A 21,874-nucleotide genomic window follows, 5' to 3' on the forward strand; every position below is an offset into this window, starting at 1 on the left:
TGTTATACTTGCCTTGCTATTGCACCGAGGCTTGTCAGAGAAAGTAGAGTGTCTGCAGAAATGAAAATCCGTTTTATCGGACATTCCGGGTTTTACGTGGAACTGGAAGAGATGAATTTGCTCTTCGACTATTACCGGGGAGAACTTCCCGAAATCGACCGGAGCAAACCGCTCTTCGTGTTTGTGAGCCATGCGCATCCGGATCATTTTCAGAGAGATATCTTTTCGCTCGCCGAAAAGGCGGACAATGTCGTCTATTTTCTCTCGGACGACATACGCCGCTCCGCGCTCCCGCTTCAGATACAGGAGTGCGTGCGCCTCCTGGCGCCCGAGACCGAGACGGAAATTTGCCGCCTCGTGCAGGACGAGACGGGGAGGGAACTCAGGCAGGAGGTCTTTTTGACCGTCAATACCTATCGCTCGACCGATGAGGGCGTCGCCTTTTTGATTGATTGCGATGAGGCGCGCATTTACCATGCGGGCGATTTGAACGATTGGCACTGGGAAGAGAACACCGAGGCCGAGAACAATGTCCAGAGAACGCTGTATCTCGAGGAACTCCGGGAACTTCGGGCGGAGGTCGAGCGGAGCGGGCGTGTGCCCGACATCGCCTTCGTGCCGGTGGATTCCAGGCTCGGGGAGGGCTATTGGCGCGGTGCGGACGCCTATATGCGGGAGGTCGGCGCGCGCTATCTGATTCCCATGCATCTCTACGGCGATACAACGGTAATTCGGAAACTCCGGGAGCGCAGCGAAGCGCGCGACTATCGGGATCAAATACTTGGTACAGGAGAGGAAGGCGAGGTGTTTTCGCTATGATTATGTTGCAGGGCGTGCGGCTCCTGGATCCGTCGACGAGGACGGACGGGATACGCGACATTTTGATTGCAGAGGGCAAGATTATCCGTGTCGGCGAGGATCTCTGGTTGGATGCCTCCCTGATCGCGCGGGCCAAGGGCGAGGTGCTCGAGGTCTTTGACTGCGCGGGTCTCTGCGCGGCACCGGGCTTTGTGGACGGTCATGTCCATTTCCGGGACCCGGGACAGACGCATAAGGAAGATATTCTGAGCGGTGCGCGTGCGGCGGCTGCCGGCGGCTTTACTTCGGTTGTCTGCATGGCGAACACGACGCCGCCCATCGACAGCGAGGCATTGATGGTCGAAAATATCCGAAAGGGCAGAAATGCGGCCATCCGTGTGTACAGTGCCTCAACCATAAGCCAAGGCATGAAGGGCGAGGCCTTGGTCGATATGAAACTCATGAAAGAGAGCGGCGCGGTCGCCTTCACCGATGACGGCAGACCGCTGACAAACGAGGAGCTGATTAAGGAGGCCATGCAGAAGGCACGGCGCTTAAAGCTGCCGCTCTCCTTCCACGAGGAGGATCCGCGCTTTGTGAAAGAGCCGGGCGTGAACAGCGGCCCCGCCGCGGAGCGTCTCGGCTTAACGGGAGCGGACCGACAGGCGGAGATTGTGATGGTCGAGCGGGACTGCCGCCTAGCGCGGGAACTCGGCGCGGCAATCGTAATCCAGCACATCAGCGCGAAGGAGTCCGTGGAGCTGGTGCGCCGCGCGAAGCAAAACGGCGCGCGGGTTTATGCGGAGGCAACCCCGCACCACTTCTCTCTGACCGATGAGGCCGTGAGCCTCTACGGCACCAATGCGAAGATGAACCCGCCGCTCCGGAGCGAAGAAGACCGAATGGCCATTGTCCGCGGACTTCAGGACGGCACGATTGATATGATTGCGACGGACCACGCGCCGCATGCAAAGGCGGAGAAGGACAGACCCTTTACCGAGGCGCCGAGCGGCATCATAGGTCTCGAGACCGCATTTGCGCTCGGCTGTATGAATCTCGTGGAGCCCGGACACTTAACGCTCCTGCAGCTTGTGCAGCGCATGAGCACCGAGGCCGCAAAGCTCTATCAGCTGGACGCGGGCAGCATCAAAGAGGATAAGCCGGCGGACCTTACGATTTTCGATCCGGCGCAGAGCTGGGCCTATCTCGTGCCGGAATCCAAGTCCACCAATTCGCCCTGGCTCGGAAAAACGCTGCGGGGCAAGGTGCTCTTGACCATATGCGCGGGGCGCATTGTCTACGAGGACGAGCGTCTCTTTGCGGGAAGAAAGCTGCCGATCGGCAGCAAGAAAAAAGAACTGTGAGATGAAAGGAAAGAAGCTATGATCAGTGCAAACGGAATTACCTTCCGCGTCGGAAAGAAGGCGCTCTTTGAGGATGTGAACATCCAGTTTACCGAGGGAAATTGTTACGGCCTCATCGGCGCAAACGGAACGGGAAAATCCACTTTCCTGAAGATACTCTCGGGACAGCTGGAGCCCACCAACGGAAACATTGCGATTACGCCGGGACAGCGTCTCTCCTTCCTCGAGCAGAACCACTTTAAGTACGATGAGTTCACGGTACTGGATACCGTCATCATGGGCAATCAGCGCCTCTACGATATTATGCAGGAGAAGGATGCGCTCTACGCGAAGGAGGACTTCACGGATGAGGACGGCATCAAGGCGGCGGAGCTTGAGAACGAGTTCGCAAATATGAACGGCTGGGATGCGGAGAGCGATGCCGCAAACCTCTTAAACGGCCTCGGTGTGGAGACGGACTACCACTACTCGCCGATGAAGGATTTGCCGGGTGCCTTAAAGGTCAAGGTGTTGCTTGCGCGCGCCCTCTTCGGTAACCCGGACATACTCCTGCTGGATGAGCCGACGAACCACCTGGACCTCGAGGCCATCGGTTGGCTCGAGGAATTCTTGATTAACTTCGAAAACACCGTCATTGTCGTCTCGCATGACCGCTACTTCTTAAACAAGGTCTGCACCATGATTGCGGATATCGACTACGGTAAGATTCAGCTCTACACCGGTAACTACGACTTCTGGTATGAGTCCAGTCAGCTCATTGTTCGCCAGATGAAGGAGGCGAACCGGAAGAAGGAGGAGAAGATCAAGGAGCTCAAGGAGTTCATTCAGCGCTTCTCCGCAAACGCTTCGAAGAGTAAGCAGGCGACTTCCAGAAAGCGCGCTCTCGAGAAGATTGAGCTCGACGAGATGAAGCCCTCGAGCCGAAAGTACCCGTTTATCGACTTCCGCCCGAACCGCGAAATCGGAAACGAGGTGCTTACGGTCACGAACCTCAGTAAGACCATTGAGGGTGTGAAGGTGCTCGACAACATCAGCTTTACTTTAAACCGCACGGACAAGGTTGCGCTGGTCGGACCGAACGAGCGCGCAAAGACGGTGCTCTTCCAGATTCTCTCCGGGCAGATGGAGCCGGATTCCGGCGACTATAAGTGGGGCATCACGACGACCACGGCCTACTTCCCGAAGGACAACACGAAGGACTTTGCCGGCGACGAGACCATCGTCGAGTGGCTCACCCAGTATTCGGAGAACAAGGACGCGACCTATGTGCGCGGTTTCCTCGGGCGTATGCTCTTTGCGGGCGATGACGGTGTGAAGAAGGTCTCTGTGCTCTCGGGCGGTGAGAAGGTGCGTGTCATGCTCTCGAAGCTCATGATTACCGGTGCGAATGTCCTGCTCCTCGACGAGCCGACGGACCACCTGGACATGGAGTCGATCACGGCGCTGAACAACGGTCTCATCAAGTTCCCGGGCGTCCTGATCTTCTCCTCGCGAGATCACCAGATTGTCGAGACGACCGCAAACCGCATCATGGAGATTATCAACGGCAAGCTGGTCGATAAGATTACGACCTACGATGCTTACCTTGACAGCGATGAGATGGCGAGAAAGCGCTTTACCTATACGGTCAGCGATTCCGACGCGACGGATGACTGAGGAGAGCCATGAGCGTAAAGAAAATGATTTCCTGGAACGTGAACGGTCTTCGCGCGGCGGCCGGCAAGACCTTTTTTGACGCGTTCCACGATTTGGATGCGGATATCTTTTGTATTCAGGAGTCGAAGCTACAGGAGGGACAGATAGAACTGGACCTCCCGGGCTACTATGACTACTGGAATTATGCGGAGAAGAAGGGCTACTCCGGCGTTGCCATGTTCACGAAGGAGAAGCCGATTGAGGTGTACTACGGGCTCGGCATTCCGGAGCACGACAAGGAGGGGCGTGTGATTACCCTCGAATTTCCGGACTACTATGTGCTGACCTGCTATACCCCGAATTCGCAGAATGAGTTAAAGCGCCTCGACTACCGCATGGAGTGGGAGGATGCCTTCTTTGCCTATGTAAAGGGGCTGGATGAAAAGAAGCCGCTCATCTACTGCGGCGATTTAAACGTCGCGCATCAAGAAATTGACTTAAAGAACCCGGCGACCAACCGGAAGAATGCGGGTTTTACCGATGAAGAGCGCGCGAAGATGAGTCGCATTTTGGAAAACGGCTTCACGGACAGTTTCCGTTACCTCCACCCGGAGGAGAAAGACGCCTACTCCTGGTGGTCCTACCGGATGAAGGCGAGGGAGCGAAATGTCGGTTGGCGCATCGACTACTTTATCGTGTCTGACCGCCTGCGCGAGAAGATACGCGGGGCCTCGATTCACAGCGAAATTTTGGGCAGCGATCACTGCCCGGTGGAATTGACCATCGATCTTTGAGGAGGAGAAAAGCCATGGCGCTTGGAGTACAAATCGAGAAGGAGGGGATTGCGGTTTCCGTTGTCGCAGAGACAAGACCGACCTTACTGCTCTTTCTGCGAAATGAGGAGGCGCCGCGGCTCTGCGTACCCTTTCCGGAGGATGCCCGCTTTGGGAAGGTCTACAGTCTGCGGCTCGGCTTTCGGGAGCTTCGCGAGGCTGGTTTTCGCGGCGCTGCCCTAAAGAGCGCGGAATATCAGTTTGAGGCGGGAGGACAGCGCTTTGCGGATCCGTACGGCAAGAGTTTCAGCGGACACGACAGCTTCGGAAAACCACTCAAGGAAGAAACGGCGAAGCGCTCGCCGCTCTTTTTGAGCGAGTTCTCCTGGGAGGAGGAAGGCGCTCCGAAGGTAAATCCGCGGGAGCGCGTCATCTACCGCCTGCATGTGCGCGGCTTTACCGCGGAAAAGAGCAGCGGCGTGATTCAGCGGGGTACCTTTGACGGCATCGCCGAAAAGATACCCTATCTCCGCTCTCTCGGGGTGACAACCCTGGAGCTTCTGCCCGCGGAGGAGTTTGAGGAGTTGCCCTTCGGGGCCGAGCGCGTCAACTACTGGGGCTACGGAAAGACCTTCCATTTTGCGCCGAAGGCGAGCTATTGCAGAAAGCGTCAGCGAGACCCGGCGGGTGAACTCCGTTCTCTCGTAAAAGCGCTCCACGCGGCGGGCATGGAGCTTGTGATGGAGTTCTACTTTGACGGGAGCGAGCGCGTTGATTACGTGCTCGAAGTACTGCGCTACTACCGTAGCTTTTATCACCTGGACGGCGCGCGTTTAAGCGGCAGCTTTCCGCTCCGAGACATCCTGCGGGATCCGTATCTCAAGGGCTTTCTTCTCTTTGCGGAGGAGCGGCCCGCGGAGTCCGGCGAAAGCTTCTACTGCTGTGACCGCGCGTTTCAACGGGAGATGCGCCGTTTCCTAAAGGGGGACGAGGGCATGGTGCCTGCCGTGCTTTCTTACAGCCGGCGGGAGCCGGATACGCCGCCGCGTGTCAACTACCTTGCGCACACCGACGGCTTTACGCTCGCGGATCTTGTGAGTTACGAGAGAAAGCACAACGAGGCAAACGGCGAGGGCAACCGGGACGGCAGCAATGAGAATTTCAGCTGGAACTGCGGCGTCGAGGGCAAGACCAAGCGGCGACAGATTCTCGCCTGCCGCGCGCAGCAGCGGCGGAATGCGTTTTTGCTGCTCTTTTTAAGTCAGGGAACGCCGCTCTTCCTCGCCGGCGATGAGTTCGGAAACAGCCAGGACGGCAACAACAATGCCTATTGTCAGGACAATGCGGTCTCCTGGCTCGACTGGAAACAGGCGACCAAGGAGGCAGAGAGCGTTGACTTTGTGCGGGCACTGATTGCCTTTCGAAGGGCGCATCCGGCACTCGGACGGCAGACACCGCCGCTCTTTCTCGATGTCGATGCCGTGGGCAGACCGGATGTCTCCTATCACGGCGAGCGGCCGTGGAAGGCGGAGACCGAGCCCTTCCGCCGTCAGCTCGGCATACTCTACAGCGGACATTACGCGAAATCGGAGAACGGCGAGGCAGACAACAGCCTTTTCTGTATCTATAATATGCACTGGGAAGCACACAGCTTTTCCTTGCCGCACCCTGAAAAGGGCACGGCTTGGCACCTCGCAATCAGAAGTTTCGGCGAGGCGCCGCACTGTCTCGAGGTCGGGGTGGAGGAAGTTCTGGCGGATCAGAGCAGCTTTTTACTTCCGGGACGGAGCATCGTCGTTTTGATTGCAAAGCCCCTTCCGGCAGAGACAAAGACAAAACGAACGAAAAAGAGACAGGGAGATAGCAATGGCAGATAAGATTATTTTAACCGGAGACCGCCCGACGGGCAGACTGCACGTGGGCCACTATGTGGGTTCGCTTCGCAGAAGAGTCGCGCTGCAGAATTCCGGCGAGTATAAGAGAACCATGGTCATGATTGCGGACGCGCAGGCGCTCACCGACAACTTTGACAATCCCGAGAAGGTCAGACAGAACATCATCGAAGTGGCGCTCGACTATCTCTCGGTGGGACTCGATCCCGAGAAGTCCACACTCTTTATTCAGTCGCAGATCTCGGAACTCACCGAGCTCACCTTCTTCTACTCGAATCTCGTCACGGTTGCCAGACTGCAGCGCAACCCGACCGTGAAGAATGAGATTAAGCTCCGGAATTTCGAGGCGGATATCCCGGTCGGCTTCTTCACCTATCCGATCAGCCAGGCGGCGGATATCACGGCTTTTAAGGCGACCACGGTGCCGGTCGGTGAGGATCAGCTGCCGATGATCGAGCAGACGAGAGAGATTGTCCGGAAGTTCAATTCGATTTATGCGCCGGTGCTCGTGGAGCCGGAGGCGCTGATTCCGAGCGATGCGGCTTCCCGCCGTCTCCCGGGCACGGACGGCAAGGCGAAGATGTCCAAGTCCCTCGGCAACTGCATCTACCTCTCGGACGATGCGGATACGGTGGCGGCGCGCATCAAGACCATGTATACAGACCCGGAGCATCTCCGCGTGAGCGACCCGGGCCATCTGGAGGGGAACACCGTGTTCACCTACCTGGAAGCCTTCTCGCGTCCGGAGCATTTTGAGCGCTACCTGCCGGAGTACGCTTCTCTCGATGAATTGAAGGCGCACTACACGCGCGGCGGTCTCGGCGATGTCAAGGTGAAGAAGTTCCTGAATGCCGTGTTGCAGGAGGAACTCGAGCCGATTCGGAAGCGCAGAAAGGAATATGAGCGCGATATCTCCGCGGTCTATGAAATCCTGAAGAAGGGATCCGAGCGCGCGCGCGAAATCGCGGCGGAGACCTTGTCCGAGGTAAAGGAAGCGATGAAAATCAATTATTTTGAGGACAGCGAGCTGATTCGCGAACAGGCGGAGCGCTTTCGGCAGGCGGCGGAATGACGAGCCGTATTCTGCTTTGCAGCTACCGGGGAGAGGCATACCTGGAAGAGCAGCTGGCTTCGATCGAAGGGCAGACGGAGAGGAATTTCCGTCTGCTTCTTTCGGATGATGCCTCACCGGACCGAAGCTTTGCGATTGCGGAGGCGGCGGCCGCGCGGGATGCCCGCGTGACAGCGCTTCGCCGGGACAAGGGAAGCGGAAGCGCCGCAAGACATTTTTTGGAGCGTCTTCGGGATCCGGCCTTCTTTTCCGCGGCCGATGTCGATGACTACTATCTCTTCTCGGACCAGGACGATTGTTGGCACCGAGACAAGCTCGCGCGGCAAGTCCGCGCGATGCGCGCCATGGAGCGTCGCTACGGGAGTAAAGTACCGCTCTTACTCCACTGCGATCTCCGCGTGGTCTCGGCCGATGGGACGGAAATCGCGCCCTCTTATGTGCGCTACCAGAAAATGAGCCCGGCAAGACGGCGGTTCTGTCAGCTCCTCGTGCAGAACAATGTGACGGGCGGCGCCATGATTATGAACCATGCGCTCATGCGTCTCCTGGTCGCACACCCGGTGCCGGAAAACGCCGTGATGCACGACCACTGGATTGCGCTGGTCGCCGCGGCCTTCGGGAAAATAGGTTTCCTGGACCACGCGCTCTATGACTATCGCCAGCACGGCGACAATGTGCTCGGAGCAAAGAAGGGGGGCGCGCTCTCGGAAATGAAGCGGCGGCTCGGGCTTTCGGGGGAGAGCCTCAAGGAGATGAACGAAAAGTCGGGAGCGGCCTACCGCGCCCTCTTTTTACAGGCGGAGGAATTTCGGCGGCAGTACGGCAAAGAACTTCCGGCAGAGGCAAAGAAGACGCTCGATGACTTCCTCGCGTTGCAACATAAAACAAGAATCGGAAAGGCAGTGGGCATTTTGCGCGGCGGTTTTACCTTTAACCTGCCGCACCGCACACTGGGTGAACTACTCTTTTTATGAGACAGAGAGAAGAGAGCGTCGCAGGGGGACTGTTCTGGAAATTGCTTGAGCTCCTCGGCGCGCAGGGCATTCAATTTGTCGTAGCGCTGCTCCTTGCGCGGCTCATGACGCCGGCGGAGTACGGCACCATAGGGCTGATTATGATCTTCATCACCCTCGCAAATGTCTTCGTGCAATCGGGCTTTGCGACCGCCCTGATTCAGGCGGAGCGGGTGGAGGAGGCGGATTTCAGCTCGGTCTTTTGGATCAGCCTCGCGGTTTCCGTGCCGGTCTACGGCCTCCTTGTTCTGGCGGCCCCCTTCATTGCCGCTTATTACGAGACCCCGGTCTTACAGCCCCTGCTCACCGCGATGGGACTGGTGCTGTTTCCGGGCGCCGTAATCTCGGTGCAGACTGCCTATGTGGCGCGCAACTTACAGTTCCGCAAACTCTTTGAGGCGACTATGGTTGCGGTCATTCTCTCCGGTGCGGTCGCGATTGTCATGGCACAGCGCGGTTACGGCGTGTTTGCGATGGCGGCGCAGCAGTTGGTCTACCATGTCGCGCTGATGTTGGGACTCTTTGTTGCGGTCTCCTTCCGGCCGCGCGGCGGCATCGCCTTAAACCGGGTGGAGCGGCTCTTTTCCTTTGGGTGGAAAATACTGCTCTCCGGTCTTCTTGATACACTCTGGAATAATCTCTACGGCCTTTTGATCGGAAAGTACTATTCCAAAACGGCACTCGGCGGTTACAACCGCGCGGAACAGTTTCCGAAGCTCATCACCTCGAATCTCTCGGCCGCGATGCAGTCCGTGTTGCTGCCGACCTACGCGAGACACCAGGGCGAGAAGGAAAGCTTAAGAGAGCTCCTCTCCCGTAGCCTGAGGCTCTCCGCCTTTGTGATTTTTCCGATGATGGCGGGCATGGCGGCGGTCGGGACAAGCCTAATCCGGACCCTTCTCACCGAGGATTGGCTCTTCTCCGTGCCCTACCTCAGAATCCTCTGTCTCTGCTATGCTTTCTGGCCGCTGCATGTCAGCAATTTGCAGATGGTCACGGCGCTCGGACGCAGCGACTGGTTTCTGAAACTCGAGTGCATGAAGAAGTTGCTCGGCGCCGTGCTCCTCGCACTGAGCCTCCGCTACGGCATGATGGGATTGCTTGTTTTTAAGGCGGTCGATGAGGCGCTCTGCACGGCCTTAAACGCCTATCCGGTCGGCAAGTTACTCGGCTACGGGCCGCTTACACAGTACCGTGAGCTCGCTCCGGCGGCGCTCTCTTCTATCCTGATGGGGATTGCGGTTTACCGGATGGAGGGCCTACCGCTTCGCGCACCGCTGCTGTTGCTTAGCCAGCTCGCTGCGGGCGTGCTGCTCTACGGGATATTCTCGCTCGTCTTTCAGCGCGACACCCTCGGGGAACTTCGGGACTTTATAAGGACAAGAAGGGAAAAAGCATGAGTACAACAAAAAAGCGCCCGCTCGTCAGCGTTTGCGCGGTCTGCTATAACCACGCAAAGTACCTGGAGCAGGCGTTAAAGGGCTTTCTCGCCCAGCGCGGGGCGTTTGAGATTGAAATTCTGATTCACGACGATGCCTCGACCGACGGTTCCGCGGATATCATACGGCGCTACGCCGCACGCTACCCGGACAAAATCTTCCCGATTTTACAGGAGGAGAATCAGTACAGCCGGGGGCGGCAAAACATCTCGGGAATCTTTAACTTTCCGCGGGCGCGCGGCAAGTATATCGCCTTGATGGACTGCGACGATTACTGGTGCAATCCGGATAAACTGGAGCGGCAAGTGCGTTACTTGGAGACTCATCCGGACTGCTCGATGACGGTGCACGCGGCGGCGGTGCAAAACGACCGCGGCGAACTCGTGAACCGGAATCTCATGCGCCCTTACCGCGGGGACCGCGATTTGAGCCCGACGGAACTGGTGAATAAGGCGGGCAGCTTCCCCTTCGGCGCCATGCTTCTGCGCCGAGAGGTGGTGGAAAAGCTGCCGGAGTGGTACTTCCGCTGCCCGGTCGGGGACAGGCCGCTGGAACTCCTCTCCGCCCTCAAGGGCTACTGCCACTATGCGGACCGCTTCGACAGCGTGTACCGCTTCCACGGCTCCGGCTCCTGGACCGAGGAGATGAAGAGCGGCGACTTCAAAAAGAAGCAGGACCGCTATGCCCGTGCGATGCGGGAGCTCTACCGCGCCTTTGACCGGGAGAGCGGCGGTCGCTATCACCGCGAGGCGGTCTCGGCTGCGCGGCGTGTCTACTTTTTGACGCGGGTTAATCTAAGGGATTACGGGGAGATCTTTTCGCCGCGAAACCGGCGCTACTACCGGGAACTGCCCCTGCGGGACCGCTTTTTCATACGCGCGGAGCGGGAACTGCCCTTCTTATTTGCGGGGCTCCGTCGCGTCCGGGACAGGATATTCGGACAAGAGCGATAAGATTCGCTTTAATTCCCGGGCGGGAAGTTGGCCGGGGGCAGAGCTCTCTCGGAGCGCACCGAAGCTCAGGCAGGAGCCGAATTCGGCACTCGAAATGCGACTCAGCACGCCGTGCGGTCCCATGCCGATCAGGACAAAGGGGCGATCGGCATTGCGCCTCCATTCGGCGGAAAACGCGAGGAGCGTGAGGAGGTCTTCCGTGCTCTTTGTCATGACCGCGAGTTTCGGGATGTCGGCGCCGCTATCCCGGAGTGCGGTCAAGGTTTCGCGGAGCACTTCCGCGGGCGGCGTCTCCGAAAAAAAGTGCCGGGAGGCAATGACGGGAATTCCGTGTGCCTTGAGCGCGGCAATGTGGGATGCGGGCTCTTTGAGCCCCGAAAAAAGTTCCACGTCCAGTAAGTCAGGGATCTTTTCTTCCGCAAGCCGAAGCTGAAGCCCGGCATAGTTGACAGCATCGAGCGGGAGTTTTCCGCCCTCCGATGAGCTACGGAAGGTGATGAGGAGAGGAAGCGTTCCGAGTTCGCGCTTTACTTCCCGCGCGAGGGCAAGAAACTCTGTTTCCGTGGGGAAGGGCGAGAGGCAGTCAATGCGCCATTCGATGAGATCCGCCGAGGCGTCGGGCAGCAGGCGCAGTTCGGCAAAGAGTTCTTCCCGGTTTTTTCCGAGCAGCGGAACCGCGACTTTGACGGGACCGCTTCCGAGTGTCAAATGGTTTCGTGTAACTTCGCGCATGGCTATCCTCCCTAATATGAATTAGGGCTAGTTTAGCGGAGCGGACTCAGAAACGCAAGCGAAGAGAAAAGAGGCAATGATGGCAGAGACGAGTATTTACGGCAAGTTTACGGAGACCCTGCTCGAGCTGAAAAAGAGGCTGGAGCTTGAAATCCTATCCTGGAACGAGGAGGCGGTGCGGGAGGGAAAGCACAAGTGCTTTGAGCATCTGACCAGCCGCTTAAAGACCGAGGCCAGCATGCGGGAAAAGTTAAAGCGCAGGGGGCTCGCGGAGACTACGGAAAACGCACTCTATCAGATGAAGGATGCAATCGGACTCCGGATAGTGACGCGCTTTGTCGACGACATCTACCGCGTGAAGGCAAAGCTTGCGGCGCTGCCCGGTGTGGCAATCGATGAGGAAAAGGATTATATTCAGAATGTAAAGCCGAGCGGCTACCGGAGTTTACATTTGATTTTGCGCTGCGAAATCGAGACCGCGGATTTGTACGGTCGCATTCCGGGGCTTTTCTTTGCCGAGGTGCAGATACGCACCATTGCCATGGACTCCTGGGCGAGCCTTGAGCATGAGATGCACTATAAGCGGGAGGGCGAGAACCGCGCGCTGATTGCCGCCGAGTTAAAGCGCTGCGCGGACGATCTGGCCTCCTGCGATCTTTCGATGCAGACCATACGAAACCTGATACGGAAGGAGGAAGTATGAAGTTTTTGTTTGCCGAGGACGAGGTGGAGCTTTCGCGCGCGGTTTGCGCCGTGCTCCGTCATCAGGGAGACGAGGCGGATCCCGCCTACGACGGCGAAGAGGCGCTCAGGAAGGCGCGCGCCGGGAGTTATGACTGCATGGTCTTCGACGTGATGATGCCGCGGATGGACGGAATTTCCGTCGTGCGGGCCCTCCGTGCGGACGGGGACAGAACCCCCATGATTATCCTGACCGCAAAGACGCAGATAGAGGACAAAATCACGGGACTCGATGCCGGTGCGGATGATTACATCACCAAGCCTTTTGCGATGCGGGAACTGCTTGCGCGCATTCGGAGTGTCGCGCGGCGCTCCGGCTATCAGGTCGAGAAGCTGGAGCTCGGCAATGTGACCCTGGACACCGGAGAACAGGAGCTGATCGCAAAGAACTGTATGCGCCTCGGCAGCAAGGAGGCAAGGCTCATGGAGCTCTTTATGCGTAACCCGGGCAAGGTGCTCGGCGGGAGCGAACTCTTCCGAAAGGTCTGGGGCGAGAGCGAGGAAAGAGGGGACGACACACTTTATCTCTACATCTCCTACCTCAGACAGAAGCTGAATGCGATTCAGGCAGACCTCTTAATCGAAGGGGAACTCGGCGGCAGCTATGTGCTCAGGCAGCGGGATGCCTGAGCTGCGGAAGGTGAGAGGGCAATGGCGGAACGATTGAAACGGCAATTTGTCCTGGTCGCGACCAGCGCGGTGTTTGCGGTTCTGGTTCTGGTGCTGATGCTCGTGAACCGCATGAACTATCTCTCTCTGTATGAGAGCAGTATGGATACGCTGGAACTCATCAGCTACTACGGCGGCGCCCTGCCGGGGCGCATCGGCAACACCGAGGAGGAGGGAGAACTGCCGCGCGGGGTGCGCTATTTTTCGGTGAATTGCGACAGCGCGAGCGGGGAAATGACGCCGGTTCTCAGTCTGGACGGCATGTCGACCGAGACGGTGTACGAGCTCTCCATGCTTGCGCTGCATGCGCAGAAGGATAAGGGCGTGCTGCGCACGGACGGGAGACCGTTTTTCTATTCCCGCAGGAGCGGGGAAGACAAGATTTTGCTCTGTTTTCTCGATGCGAACAAGGACTTTAAGGAGCTCGCGCGCAATGCGCGGGACAGCACCTTGGTCGGCGCGGCGGTCTTACTCTTTTTCGGCATTATCATGCTCTTCCTCTCTTCGCGGGCGGTTGAGCCCGTGGTCAAAAACATTGAGAGCCAGAAGCGCTTTATCACGAATGCGAGCCATGAACTGAAGACACCGATTGCGGTGATTTCCGCGAATACGGAGCTCCTCGAGATGATGAACGGGAGCTCGGAGTGGACGGACAGCATCATGCACCAGGTTAAGCGATTAAGCCGCCTTGTGGACGACTTAATCGTGTTGACCCGCGTTGAGGAGGGCATTCAGAAGGAGTTGAGCCGGCAGAGCTTCTCGGCGGCTGTGCGGCAGGGTACCGAAGCCTTCCGCTCGGTCGCGGAACAGCAGGGCAAGCATCTCACGGAGGAGGTTGCGGACGGGGTCACGGCAATCGCGACCGAACGAGAGCTCCCGGAGCTCGTGAATATTCTGCTCGACAATGCGGTCAAGTACTGCGATAAGGGAGGAACCGTCCGGGTTAAGCTCACGCGGCGCAGAAGCAGGCGCGGCAGCGAACTCACGATTTCTAACGACTACGCGGAGGGCGCGGAGGTCGATTGCAGTCGCTTCTTTGACCGCTTCTATCGGGAGGACAAGTCCCACAACTGTAAGAAAGAGGGCTACGGCATCGGGCTTTCGATGGCCGAGGGCATTGTCCGCATGTACAAGGGACAGATACGGGCTCTCTGGCGGGACAAGGTCATGTATTTTATTGTGCAACTGCCAAGTTGATAGAAGGAGAAACAGGCAATGGAGAATCAGAATCAAAAGAAAGCGGATGCAATTTACGACGCGAGGGAGCTTGGGCGAGGTCGCATGCTGCTCCTCGGCCTGCAACACATGTTTGCGATGTTCGGCGCCACCGTATTGGTGCCCATACTCGTAAACAGTTATTTTCACGGGGAGGGCCTTTCCGTTCAGGTGACGCTTTTCATGGCGGGCGCCGGAACCCTCTTTTTCCACCTCTGCTCCAAGTTTAAGGTCCCGGCCTTCCTCGGCTCTTCCTTTGCTTTTCTCGGCGGCTTTGCGACGGTGGCGGAGTTGAACACGGGGATATACGCAAACATGAGCTACGGCGAAAAACTGCCCTATGCCTGCGGCGGCATTGTAGTCGCGGGACTTTTGTACCTGGTGCTCGCGGCGATTATCAAATTGATCGGCGTGAAGCGGGTCATGCGCTTTCTTCCGCCGGTCGTGACCGGCCCCATTATCATCTGCATCGGCCTTGCGCTCGCGGGAACGGCCATCTCCTCGGCGGAGAAAAACTGGCTGCTCGCGCTGATTGCACTCTGCACCATCGTGGTCTTTAACATCTGGGGCAAGGGCATATTCCGCATCATTCCGATTCTGATGGGTGTTCTGATTTCTTATGCGGCGGCGCTGGTCTTTGTCGCACTCGGCATGAAGAATGCGGACGGTTCGGCCATCATCGATTTTGCGGGCATTGCAAGCAGCAAACTGGTCGGTCTGCCGCCGTTTCAGCTCTGCAAGTTCGATCTAACTGCGATACTCGTGATGGCCCCGATTGCGATTGCAACCATGATGGAGCACATCGGAGATCTCTCGGCCATTTCCGCGACTGTCGGAGAAAACTTCATCGAGGACCCGGGTCTGCACCGAACCTTGGTCGGCGACGGCCTGGCGACGGCACTGTCCGCCTTTTTCGGAGGCCCGGCGAACACGACCTACGGTGAGAACACCGGTGTGCTGGAACTCTCGAAGGTCTACGACCCGCGGGTCATACGTCTCGCGGCGGTCTACGCGATTCTGATTTCCTTTGTGCCGCGCTTTGCGGCGGTCATCGCCTCGCTGCCGACGGCCATTATCGGCGGCATCAGCTTTATCCTCTACGGTATGATTTCGGCCATCGGTGTCCGTAACGTGGTCGAGAACCGCGTAGACTTCTCGAATAGCCGTAACCTCATCATTGCCGCGGTCATCCTGGTCTCGGGTCTCGGTTTCTCGAAGGGCCTTAGCTTTACGGTTTTCGGTACCCCGATTACGCTGACCGCACTTGCCATCGCTTCGATTGCGGGTGTGCTTCTGAATGCAATCCTGCCCGGAAACGACTACCACTTCGGCGAGAACAAGCGCGGCGATGCAATGCGCGGCGTCTCGCTGAAGAAGTAAGCGCTGTTGCCGGAGCACTTGCGGTACCTGTGACAGCTGTGGTAGAATCAATCTGAATCCAAATCGTCAAGAATGCCGCGGCCGCTTTGTGCGCCGCCTGAGGCATAGAAGGAGCAAAACATGGCAGATGAGAAGAAGGTTTATGTAACAAAGGATATGGTGGTCGGAGAAATCATCAGCAAGTACCCGGATGCGGCATTTGCGCTCATGCAGTGCGGCATGGGCTGCATCAGCTGCCCGGCTTCGCAGGCAGAGTCTCTGCAGGATGCGAGCATGGTGCACGGCATGAATGCGGATGAGGTTGTCGACTATGTGAACGAGTACCTGCAGTTCCAGGAAAGCCAGAAGGAAGCCGGCAAGGCGGAGTAAGTGCTTTGAAGCCCGCACAGGGAAGACCTTCGCGGGCTTTTTTTGTATGCCGCATTGCGGCGGAAGGGGGAGGCATGAGTCTTTATCAGGCGCTCTGGTATTTCTGTATCTACGCGTTTCTCGGCTGGGTGGTCGAGGTTGCATTTCACGCCCTGAAACTCGGGAAAATCATAAACCGCGGGTTTTTAAACGGCCCGGTCTGTCCGATTTACGGCTTCGGCATGCTTGCCATCTGTCTACTCATGAACCGACTGGCACCGGGGCAGGAAGAGACGGTCGGTCTGCCCGGGCTTCTGGCAGTGGGCATGGCGTTTGCGACAACAATCGAATTGATCGGGGGCTGGCTCTTGAATACCTTTTTTCACGCGCGCTGGTGGGATTACAGCGAGGAACCCTTTCAGTTTCACGGTTACATTTGCCTGCGTTTCAGCGTGCTCTGGGGTCTCGGGACCGTGTTTATGATACGCATTGTGCACCCGATAGTGCGCGGCTATGTGGGGCTCATCCCCTTTGTCTTGGGGCGCTGGGTACTGGTCTTTTTGTACCTGACGCTTCTTGTCGACTTTGTGTCCTCCGTTATGACGGCGCATAAGCTCAGCCGGGAGCTGGGAGAACTCGGAAAAATCAGCGAGCGCATACGCGCGGTCTCGGATCTCCTCAGTCAGCGCATCGGCGAGGACAGCATACGCGCGAGCGAAGAACTGACCCGACAGCGCGCGGCGGCCGAGCAGCGCTTTGCGCGTTTACAGAAGCGGGCGGGACATACAAAGTTCTTCGGAACCGGACGCCTCTTAAACGCCTTCCCCTCCCTGCGTCCGAACGGTCATGCCGAGCTTTTGGAGGAACTCAGAGAGCGTCTGAAGGGAAAAAACCACTAAATGCAGTAAAATGTGGAGAAAAGGTGTCGTATTTCCGTGAGTTCTGACAACTTGCGGAGCGGAAGCGCATAGAGTACAATCAGCTACACAAGCGCCGGTGGGCGCATTCAGAAAGGAGATTTGAGATGAAGTACGTTTGCAATGTTTGCGGTTATGTTTACGACGAGACGACCGGTGATCCGGACAACGGAATTGAGGCAGGAACCCTTTGGGCAGATGTTCCGGAGGATTTTGTATGTCCGCTCTGCGGCGTCGGCAAGGAGGACTTCTCGGAGGAGAACTAATCCCTCAGAGTAACTGACAAGAGAGATCGGGGGCTTTGCGCTTGCAAGGCCCCTGTTTTCGCTGTCCGGAAGGAGGAACTATGTACATCATCGCGGGGCTCGGAAATCCCGGGCGGGAATATGAGAAGACCAGACACAATGCGGGCTTTGAGGTAATCGATCGCCTCGCGGAGCGCCTGCAGGTTTTGAGTTGGGAAAAAAAGCATAAGGCGCTCGCCGGGAAAGCCGTTTATGCGGGAGAAAAGCTGCTGCTTTTAAAACCGCAGACCTATATGAATCTATCGGGAGAGAGTCTTTTAAGCGCGGCCTCTTTTTATCGCGTGACCCCGGATCATATCCTCGTGATTTCGGATGACATTGACCTCGCGGAGGGCAGACTGCGGATTCGAAAGAGCGGCAGTGCGGGCGGTCACAACGGCTTGAAATCCATCATCTCCAATCTGGGCTCGGCGGATTTTGTCCGCATTCGCGTCGGTGTGGGCAGTAAGCCCGCAGGCTGGGATCTTGCGGACTATGTGCTGGGGCGCGCAAAGGGAGAGGACGCCGAAAAGATGGAAGAAGCCTATGCGGATGCGGTCGAGGCAGTGCTCACGGTTCTCGAATCCGGGGTTGACAAGGCAATGAACGAAGTGAATCGGAAAGAGAAGAAGGGATGAGCGGTTTTCGGAATCCGCTGGACGGGCTGGATGTCTACCGGGCGCTCGAAGAGAAACTCAAGAAGCGGGGCGGCCCTGTTCTGGTCACTGGGCTTGCGGACGCCGCAAAGGGACAGTTTGCGGAAGCCGTACTCGCGGCAGAGCGCCCGCTCAAGCTCTATGTGACCTATGATGAGCTGCGCGCCCGCGAGCTCTATGAGGATCTCTTAAGCTTCGGCGCGGATGCCATGTTCTATCCGGCGAAAGACCTACTCTTTTTTGCGGCGGATGTGCGCAGCAACGAACTGAGCGCCGTCCGCATCGATGTGAGACGCCGCATTGCGGAGTGCGGGAGCGGCTTCGTCGTGACGACCATAGATGCGCTCATGGATAAGCTTGAAACGCCGGAGCGCTTTTTGCGCCGTTGTCTCCGAATCCATGCGAGCGATCGTCTCGACCTCGGCGAGACCGCGAAGCAACTTGCGGCGCTCGGCTACGAGCGGAGCGCGGAAGTGGACGGACGCGGGCAGTTTTCGGTGCGGGGCGGCATTTTGGATGTCTTTCCGGTCACGGAGGAGACCCCGGTACGCATTGAGCTCTGGGACGATGAAATCGATTCCATGCGCCGCTTCGACCCGGAGAGTCAGCGTTCCACCGAGGGCTTGGAGAGCGTACACATTTACCCTGCGCGGGAAGAACTGCTCGGCGGCAGCGACTCCTTTTTGCGCTATTTTTCCGGGGACAAGTCACTCCTCATACTCGATGAGCCGGCACGTCTTCTCGAGCGTGCGCGCGAGGTGGAGCGGGAATATCTCGCGAGCGCCGAAGGCAGGGCCGAGGGCGAAAAGACAGCGGAGGCCATTGTCTCGGCCGCCCTCCTTTGGGAAGACCTTCAGAGCAGTGCGACCCTCTGCCTGGCGGGCCTCGACAGCCGCATTCCGGAGTTCACGATACGCGCGGAATTTTCAATTGCGGCGAAGGCCGTTGCGAGCTTCCCGGGTAACTTTGAACTCTTGATCGAAGACCTGAGGCGCTACCGGAGAGAGCGCTGGTCTGTCATTTTGATGACGCCTTCGCGCACCCGTGCGCGCAGACTCGCGGAAGCGTTTCAAAACTATGAGCTCTCGGCCTTTTGTCCGGACGAGACGGAGGAGCAGCTGCCGGTCGCTGAGCCGGGATCCATTATGCTGCTCAGCGGCAAGCTGCACCGAGGCTTTGAATATCCTTTGATTCGCTTTGCGCTCCTTGCGGAGAGCGATCTCTTCGGGCGGCGAAAAGAAAAGAAAAAGCGGAGAAAGCAAAGCGAGCAGGCGGGCAGTCATATCTCGGCGCTCTCGGAACTCTCGGTCGGCGACTATGTGGTGCACGAGGAGAACGGCCTCGGCATCTACCGCGGGGTCGAGAAGATAGAGACCGACGGTGTCGCGCGGGATTACATCAAAATCGAATACAAGGACGGCGATAACTTCTATGTCCCGGCGACCCGCCTCGACGCGATTCAGAAGTACGCGTCGGCGGAGGCAGCGGTACCGCGTCTAAACCGCCTCGGGAGTCCGGAGTGGGGCAAGACCAAGACGCGGGTTAAGCGCGCCGTCCGTGAAATCGCAAAGGAATTGGTGACCCTCTACGCGACGCGGCTCAAGGAGAAAGGGCATCGCTACGGGCCGGATACGGTGTGGCAGACCGAGTTCGAAGAGCTCTTCCCCTACGCGGAGACCGGGGACCAGCTGCAGGCGATTGCGGATGTCAAGGCGGACCTCGAAGAGGGACGAATCATGGACCGCCTGATTTGCGGCGACGTGGGCTACGGCAAGACCGAAATTGCGCTCCGCGCGGCCTTTAAGGTGGTGCAGGAGGGCTATCAGGTCATCTTCCTCGTGCCGACCACCATACTCGCTCAGCAGCACTACAACAATTTCTCGCAGCGGCTCAAAGACTTTCCGCTGCGCATCGACCTCCTCTGCCGCTTCCGGAGCGCCGCCGAGCAAAAAAAGACCCTTGCGGATTTCGAGCGGGGCACGGTCGATATCCTGGTGGGCACGCACCGCGTGCTCTCAAAGGACATCAAACCCCATAAGCTGGGACTCTTGATCATCGACGAGGAGCAGCGCTTCGGGGTCGCGCACAAGGAGAAGGTGAAGCAGCTGCGGAAGGATGTCAATGTGTTGACGCTGACGGCCACGCCGATTCCGCGCACCCTGCACATGAGTCTTGCGGGCATACGAGAGCTCTCCGTACTCTCCGAGCCGCCCAGGGACCGTCAGCCGGTCCAGACCTATGTGATGGAGCACAGCGACGCCATCGTGCGGGAGGCCGTGCAGCGCGAGCTGAACCGGGGCGGTCAGGTCTACTATGTCTGCAATAAAATAAGCCGGCTGCCCGAAATTGCGGCGCGGCTTGCGGCGGAACTGCCGGAGGCGGAGGTCGCCTACGCGCACGGGAAGATGCAGGAGAAGGAGTTAGAGCGCATCATGCTCGACTTTATGAACGGTGAGATCGATGTATTGGTCACGACGACCATAGTCGAGACCGGTCTGGACATTCCGAATGTCAACACCATCATTATCGAGCAGGCAGATCACTTCGGCCTCTCGCAGCTCTATCAACTCCGGGGGCGTGTCGGGCGCTCCTCTCGCATCGGCTATGCCTTTTTGCTCTACCAGCGCGGCAGGCTGCTCCGCGAAGAGGCGGAAAAGCGACTTCGCGCAATCCGCGAGTTCACGGAGCTCGGCAGCGGTATACGAATCGCCATGCGGGATCTGGAGATTCGCGGCGCGGGCAATGTGCTCGGCGCCGAGCAGCACGGCCATATGCAGGCAGTCGGTTACGACCTCTACTGCAAACTTCTGAATCAGGCGGTGCGCCGCTTGACCGGCAGAGAAGAGGAGGAAGAGGAGCACCTGAGCGCCTCGGTCGAGGCGGAGGCGAGCGCCTACATTTCGGATAGCTATGTGAAGAGCGAGGAACAGAAGCTGGATCTCTACCAGAGAATCGCACTGATTCAAACGGAGGAGGATGAGCGGGAAATGCAGGACGAGCTGATAGACCGCTTCGGCGATATGCCGATCGAGGTCACGAATCTTTTGCTCATCGCACGGATACGCGCTTCGGCCGAACGTGTCAGGGCCGCCGAAGTGCGCATCAAGCGGGAGAGCACCCGGGTCATCATGCGGGAAGACGCGGTGCTTGACACGGAAAAACTGCCCGCCCTGCTCTCCGAATACGCCGGACATCTTTCGGTGCGTCCCCAGAGGCCGGTCGAGTTTTTGCTCACGAAACAGGGGACAAGTCTTGCCGAAGACGCAATGCTGCGCGAAACTTTGGCTCTTTTCGCGCATTTTGAGGCGCTTTTACCCGAAAAAGGGCGCTTGGATATTGACAAGGCGGGAGAGCCTCGCTATAAAAGTAAAGAGTAATCGAAAGATATCACAGGAGGATTCAAGAATGAATAAGACCGAGTTGGTTGCTGCGATCGCAGAGAAGGCAGAGATTTCCAAGAAGGACGCCGAGGCTGCTCTGAAGGCATTCACGGAGACTGTCGAACAGGAGCTTGTGAAGGGAGAGAAAATCCAGCTTGTCGGTTTCGGAACGTTCGAGATTTCCGAGAGACCTGCACGCGAGGGCAGAAACCCGAGAACCGGTGAGAGCATGAAGATCGCCGCTGCGAAGGCTCCGAAGTTTAAGGCAGGAAAGGCTCTCAAGGACGCAGTCAACGCCTAAAATGAGGATTGACAAGTTTCTGAAAGTCTCTCGGCTGATTAAGCGCCGCACGGTTGCGAATGAGGCCTGCGATGCGGGTCGTGTGCTCGTGAACGGAAAGGCAGTCAAGGCATCCTACGAAGTGAAAAAGGGAGATGTTCTTGAGTTGCTCTTCGGACAGCGCACCGTCAAGGCAGAGGTCCTGGACCTCGCGGAGACCACCAAGAAAGAAGAAGCAAAAGAATTGTTTCGTTATCTGTGAGCCCGTGCTCACGGCAAAAGCAGCGTCGCCTGTCACACAGGCGGCGCATTTTTATGTCCGTGCGGAAATTG

General features: G+C 57.8%; 21 protein-coding genes. 20 read left to right on the forward strand and 1 reads right to left on the reverse strand.

Annotated features, from left to right (window positions below; translation table 11 throughout):
• Window positions 1-60 precede the first annotated feature (60 nt).
• Genes QU660_RS09660 through QU660_RS09700 form a run of 9 tightly spaced genes read left to right on the forward strand, consistent with a single transcriptional unit; the run spans window position 61 to window position 10,939 of the window.
• Window positions 61-819, forward strand: coding sequence for an MBL fold metallo-hydrolase (locus QU660_RS09660; RefSeq protein ID WP_304946289.1), 759 nt, complete (start codon window positions 61-63; stop codon window positions 817-819).
• Window positions 816-2,162, forward strand: a complete 1,347-nt coding sequence (locus QU660_RS09665; RefSeq protein WP_304946290.1) for a dihydroorotase — start codon at window positions 816-818, stop codon at window positions 2,160-2,162. The genes QU660_RS09660 and QU660_RS09665 overlap by 4 nt, the downstream gene beginning before the upstream one ends.
• Window positions 2,163-2,180: 18 nt before the next feature.
• Entirely contained in the window at window positions 2,181-3,818 is a 1,638-nt protein-coding gene (locus QU660_RS09670) for an ABC-F family ATP-binding cassette domain-containing protein (RefSeq protein ID WP_304946291.1), read from the forward strand.
• A gap of 8 nt (window positions 3,819-3,826) precedes the next feature.
• Window positions 3,827-4,591: an exodeoxyribonuclease III gene (locus QU660_RS09675; RefSeq protein WP_304946292.1), complete on the forward strand. Its 765-nt coding sequence runs from the start codon at window positions 3,827-3,829 to the stop codon at window positions 4,589-4,591.
• A gap of 14 nt (window positions 4,592-4,605) precedes the next feature.
• On the forward strand, window positions 4,606-6,447 hold the full coding sequence (locus tag QU660_RS09680; RefSeq protein ID WP_304946293.1) for an alpha-amylase: 1,842 nt from the start codon (window positions 4,606-4,608) through the stop codon (window positions 6,445-6,447).
• Window positions 6,437-7,534 carry a tryptophan--tRNA ligase gene (trpS, locus tag QU660_RS09685; protein WP_304946294.1) on the forward strand — a complete coding sequence of 366 codons (1,098 nt, stop codon included), beginning with the start codon at window positions 6,437-6,439 and terminating at the stop codon, window positions 7,532-7,534. Before QU660_RS09680 ends, trpS begins: the two co-directional genes overlap by 11 nt.
• Complete coding sequence (locus tag QU660_RS09690; protein WP_304946295.1) at window positions 7,531-8,508, forward strand: glycosyltransferase; 978 nt, start codon at window positions 7,531-7,533, stop codon at window positions 8,506-8,508. The genes trpS and QU660_RS09690 overlap by 4 nt, the downstream gene beginning before the upstream one ends.
• On the forward strand, window positions 8,505-9,947 hold the full coding sequence (locus QU660_RS09695) for a lipopolysaccharide biosynthesis protein (protein WP_304946296.1): 1,443 nt from the start codon (window positions 8,505-8,507) through the stop codon (window positions 9,945-9,947). The genes QU660_RS09690 and QU660_RS09695 overlap by 4 nt, the downstream gene beginning before the upstream one ends.
• Entirely contained in the window at window positions 9,944-10,939 is a 996-nt protein-coding gene (locus tag QU660_RS09700; RefSeq protein WP_304946297.1) for a glycosyltransferase family 2 protein, read from the forward strand. The genes QU660_RS09695 and QU660_RS09700 overlap by 4 nt, the downstream gene beginning before the upstream one ends.
• Here the strand turns inward: QU660_RS09700 and aroD are convergent.
• The gene (gene aroD, locus QU660_RS09705; protein WP_304946298.1) at window positions 10,886-11,671 is read right to left on the reverse strand and encodes a type I 3-dehydroquinate dehydratase; all 786 of its coding nucleotides are present in this window, start codon (window positions 11,669-11,671) and stop codon (window positions 10,886-10,888) included. The genes QU660_RS09700 and aroD overlap by 54 nt on opposite strands.
• 79 nt (window positions 11,672-11,750) lie before the next feature.
• On the opposite strand from aroD, the gene QU660_RS09710 reads away from it, so the two are divergent.
• From QU660_RS09710 to QU660_RS09760, 11 genes are all read left to right on the forward strand, one after another.
• Window positions 11,751-12,374, forward strand: a complete 624-nt coding sequence (locus QU660_RS09710; protein ID WP_304946299.1) for a GTP pyrophosphokinase — start codon at window positions 11,751-11,753, stop codon at window positions 12,372-12,374.
• Entirely contained in the window at window positions 12,371-13,042 is a 672-nt protein-coding gene (locus tag QU660_RS09715) for a response regulator transcription factor (protein WP_304946300.1), read from the forward strand. Before QU660_RS09710 ends, QU660_RS09715 begins: the two co-directional genes overlap by 4 nt.
• A 21-nt stretch (window positions 13,043-13,063) precedes the next feature.
• Window positions 13,064-14,278 carry a sensor histidine kinase gene (locus QU660_RS09720; protein WP_304946301.1) on the forward strand — a complete coding sequence of 405 codons (1,215 nt, stop codon included), beginning with the start codon at window positions 13,064-13,066 and terminating at the stop codon, window positions 14,276-14,278.
• Between the two features lie 18 nt (window positions 14,279-14,296).
• Complete coding sequence (locus QU660_RS09725) at window positions 14,297-15,676, forward strand: uracil-xanthine permease family protein (RefSeq protein ID WP_304946302.1); 1,380 nt, start codon at window positions 14,297-14,299, stop codon at window positions 15,674-15,676.
• Between the two features lie 120 nt (window positions 15,677-15,796).
• A complete protein-coding gene (locus tag QU660_RS09730; RefSeq protein WP_304946303.1) occupies window positions 15,797-16,045 on the forward strand; it encodes a DUF1858 domain-containing protein in 249 nt (82 codons plus the stop codon).
• Between the two features lie 74 nt (window positions 16,046-16,119).
• Window positions 16,120-16,923 carry a putative ABC transporter permease gene (locus tag QU660_RS09735; protein WP_304946304.1) on the forward strand — a complete coding sequence of 268 codons (804 nt, stop codon included), beginning with the start codon at window positions 16,120-16,122 and terminating at the stop codon, window positions 16,921-16,923.
• Between the two features lie 125 nt (window positions 16,924-17,048).
• Window positions 17,049-17,207 carry a rubredoxin gene (locus QU660_RS09740; protein WP_304946305.1) on the forward strand — a complete coding sequence of 53 codons (159 nt, stop codon included), beginning with the start codon at window positions 17,049-17,051 and terminating at the stop codon, window positions 17,205-17,207.
• An 80-nt stretch (window positions 17,208-17,287) separates the two neighbouring features.
• The gene (gene pth / locus QU660_RS09745; protein WP_304946306.1) at window positions 17,288-17,863 is read left to right on the forward strand and encodes an aminoacyl-tRNA hydrolase; all 576 of its coding nucleotides are present in this window, start codon (window positions 17,288-17,290) and stop codon (window positions 17,861-17,863) included.
• A complete protein-coding gene (mfd, locus tag QU660_RS09750) occupies window positions 17,860-21,258 on the forward strand; it encodes a transcription-repair coupling factor (protein ID WP_304946307.1) in 3,399 nt (1,132 codons plus the stop codon). Before pth ends, mfd begins: the two co-directional genes overlap by 4 nt.
• Before the next feature lie 28 nt (window positions 21,259-21,286).
• Entirely contained in the window at window positions 21,287-21,562 is a 276-nt protein-coding gene (locus tag QU660_RS09755; RefSeq protein WP_304946308.1) for an HU family DNA-binding protein, read from the forward strand.
• A 1-nt stretch (window position 21,563) separates the two neighbouring features.
• Window positions 21,564-21,803, forward strand: a complete 240-nt coding sequence (locus tag QU660_RS09760; protein ID WP_009532892.1) for an RNA-binding S4 domain-containing protein — start codon at window positions 21,564-21,566, stop codon at window positions 21,801-21,803.
• The last annotated feature ends 71 nt before the right edge of the window (window positions 21,804-21,874 follow it).

The organism is Stomatobaculum sp. F0698 (assembly GCF_030644385.1).
Classification (GTDB): domain Bacteria; phylum Bacillota; class Clostridia; order Lachnospirales; family Lachnospiraceae; genus Moryella.

What these genes read in the sequence shown, in the direction of transcription:
- QU660_RS09675 (WP_304946292.1), top strand. Translation starts at nt 3,827, where the DNA reads ATGAGCGTAAAGAAAATGATTTCCTGGAACGTGAACGGTCTTCGCGCG.
- aroD (WP_304946298.1), bottom strand. Translation starts at nt 11,671, where the DNA reads ATGCGCGAAGTTACACGAAACCATTTGACACTCGGAAGCGGTCCCGTC.
- QU660_RS09730 (WP_304946303.1), top strand. Translation starts at nt 15,797, where the DNA reads ATGGCAGATGAGAAGAAGGTTTATGTAACAAAGGATATGGTGGTCGGA.
- QU660_RS09755 (WP_304946308.1), top strand. Translation starts at nt 21,287, where the DNA reads ATGAATAAGACCGAGTTGGTTGCTGCGATCGCAGAGAAGGCAGAGATT.
- pth (WP_304946306.1), top strand. Translation starts at nt 17,288, where the DNA reads ATGTACATCATCGCGGGGCTCGGAAATCCCGGGCGGGAATATGAGAAG.
- QU660_RS09680 (WP_304946293.1), top strand. Translation starts at nt 4,606, where the DNA reads ATGGCGCTTGGAGTACAAATCGAGAAGGAGGGGATTGCGGTTTCCGTT.
- QU660_RS09700 (WP_304946297.1), top strand. Translation starts at nt 9,944, where the DNA reads ATGAGTACAACAAAAAAGCGCCCGCTCGTCAGCGTTTGCGCGGTCTGC.
- QU660_RS09735 (WP_304946304.1), top strand. Translation starts at nt 16,120, where the DNA reads ATGAGTCTTTATCAGGCGCTCTGGTATTTCTGTATCTACGCGTTTCTC.
- QU660_RS09660 (WP_304946289.1), top strand. Translation starts at nt 61, where the DNA reads ATGAAAATCCGTTTTATCGGACATTCCGGGTTTTACGTGGAACTGGAA.
- trpS (WP_304946294.1), top strand. Translation starts at nt 6,437, where the DNA reads ATGGCAGATAAGATTATTTTAACCGGAGACCGCCCGACGGGCAGACTG.
- QU660_RS09720 (WP_304946301.1), top strand. Translation starts at nt 13,064, where the DNA reads ATGGCGGAACGATTGAAACGGCAATTTGTCCTGGTCGCGACCAGCGCG.
- QU660_RS09690 (WP_304946295.1), top strand. Translation starts at nt 7,531, where the DNA reads ATGACGAGCCGTATTCTGCTTTGCAGCTACCGGGGAGAGGCATACCTG.
- QU660_RS09760 (WP_009532892.1), top strand. Translation starts at nt 21,564, where the DNA reads ATGAGGATTGACAAGTTTCTGAAAGTCTCTCGGCTGATTAAGCGCCGC.
- QU660_RS09695 (WP_304946296.1), top strand. Translation starts at nt 8,505, where the DNA reads ATGAGACAGAGAGAAGAGAGCGTCGCAGGGGGACTGTTCTGGAAATTG.
- QU660_RS09740 (WP_304946305.1), top strand. Translation starts at nt 17,049, where the DNA reads ATGAAGTACGTTTGCAATGTTTGCGGTTATGTTTACGACGAGACGACC.
- QU660_RS09665 (WP_304946290.1), top strand. Translation starts at nt 816, where the DNA reads ATGATTATGTTGCAGGGCGTGCGGCTCCTGGATCCGTCGACGAGGACG.
- QU660_RS09715 (WP_304946300.1), top strand. Translation starts at nt 12,371, where the DNA reads ATGAAGTTTTTGTTTGCCGAGGACGAGGTGGAGCTTTCGCGCGCGGTT.
- QU660_RS09710 (WP_304946299.1), top strand. Translation starts at nt 11,751, where the DNA reads ATGGCAGAGACGAGTATTTACGGCAAGTTTACGGAGACCCTGCTCGAG.
- mfd (WP_304946307.1), top strand. Translation starts at nt 17,860, where the DNA reads ATGAGCGGTTTTCGGAATCCGCTGGACGGGCTGGATGTCTACCGGGCG.
- QU660_RS09725 (WP_304946302.1), top strand. Translation starts at nt 14,297, where the DNA reads ATGGAGAATCAGAATCAAAAGAAAGCGGATGCAATTTACGACGCGAGG.
- QU660_RS09670 (WP_304946291.1), top strand. Translation starts at nt 2,181, where the DNA reads ATGATCAGTGCAAACGGAATTACCTTCCGCGTCGGAAAGAAGGCGCTC.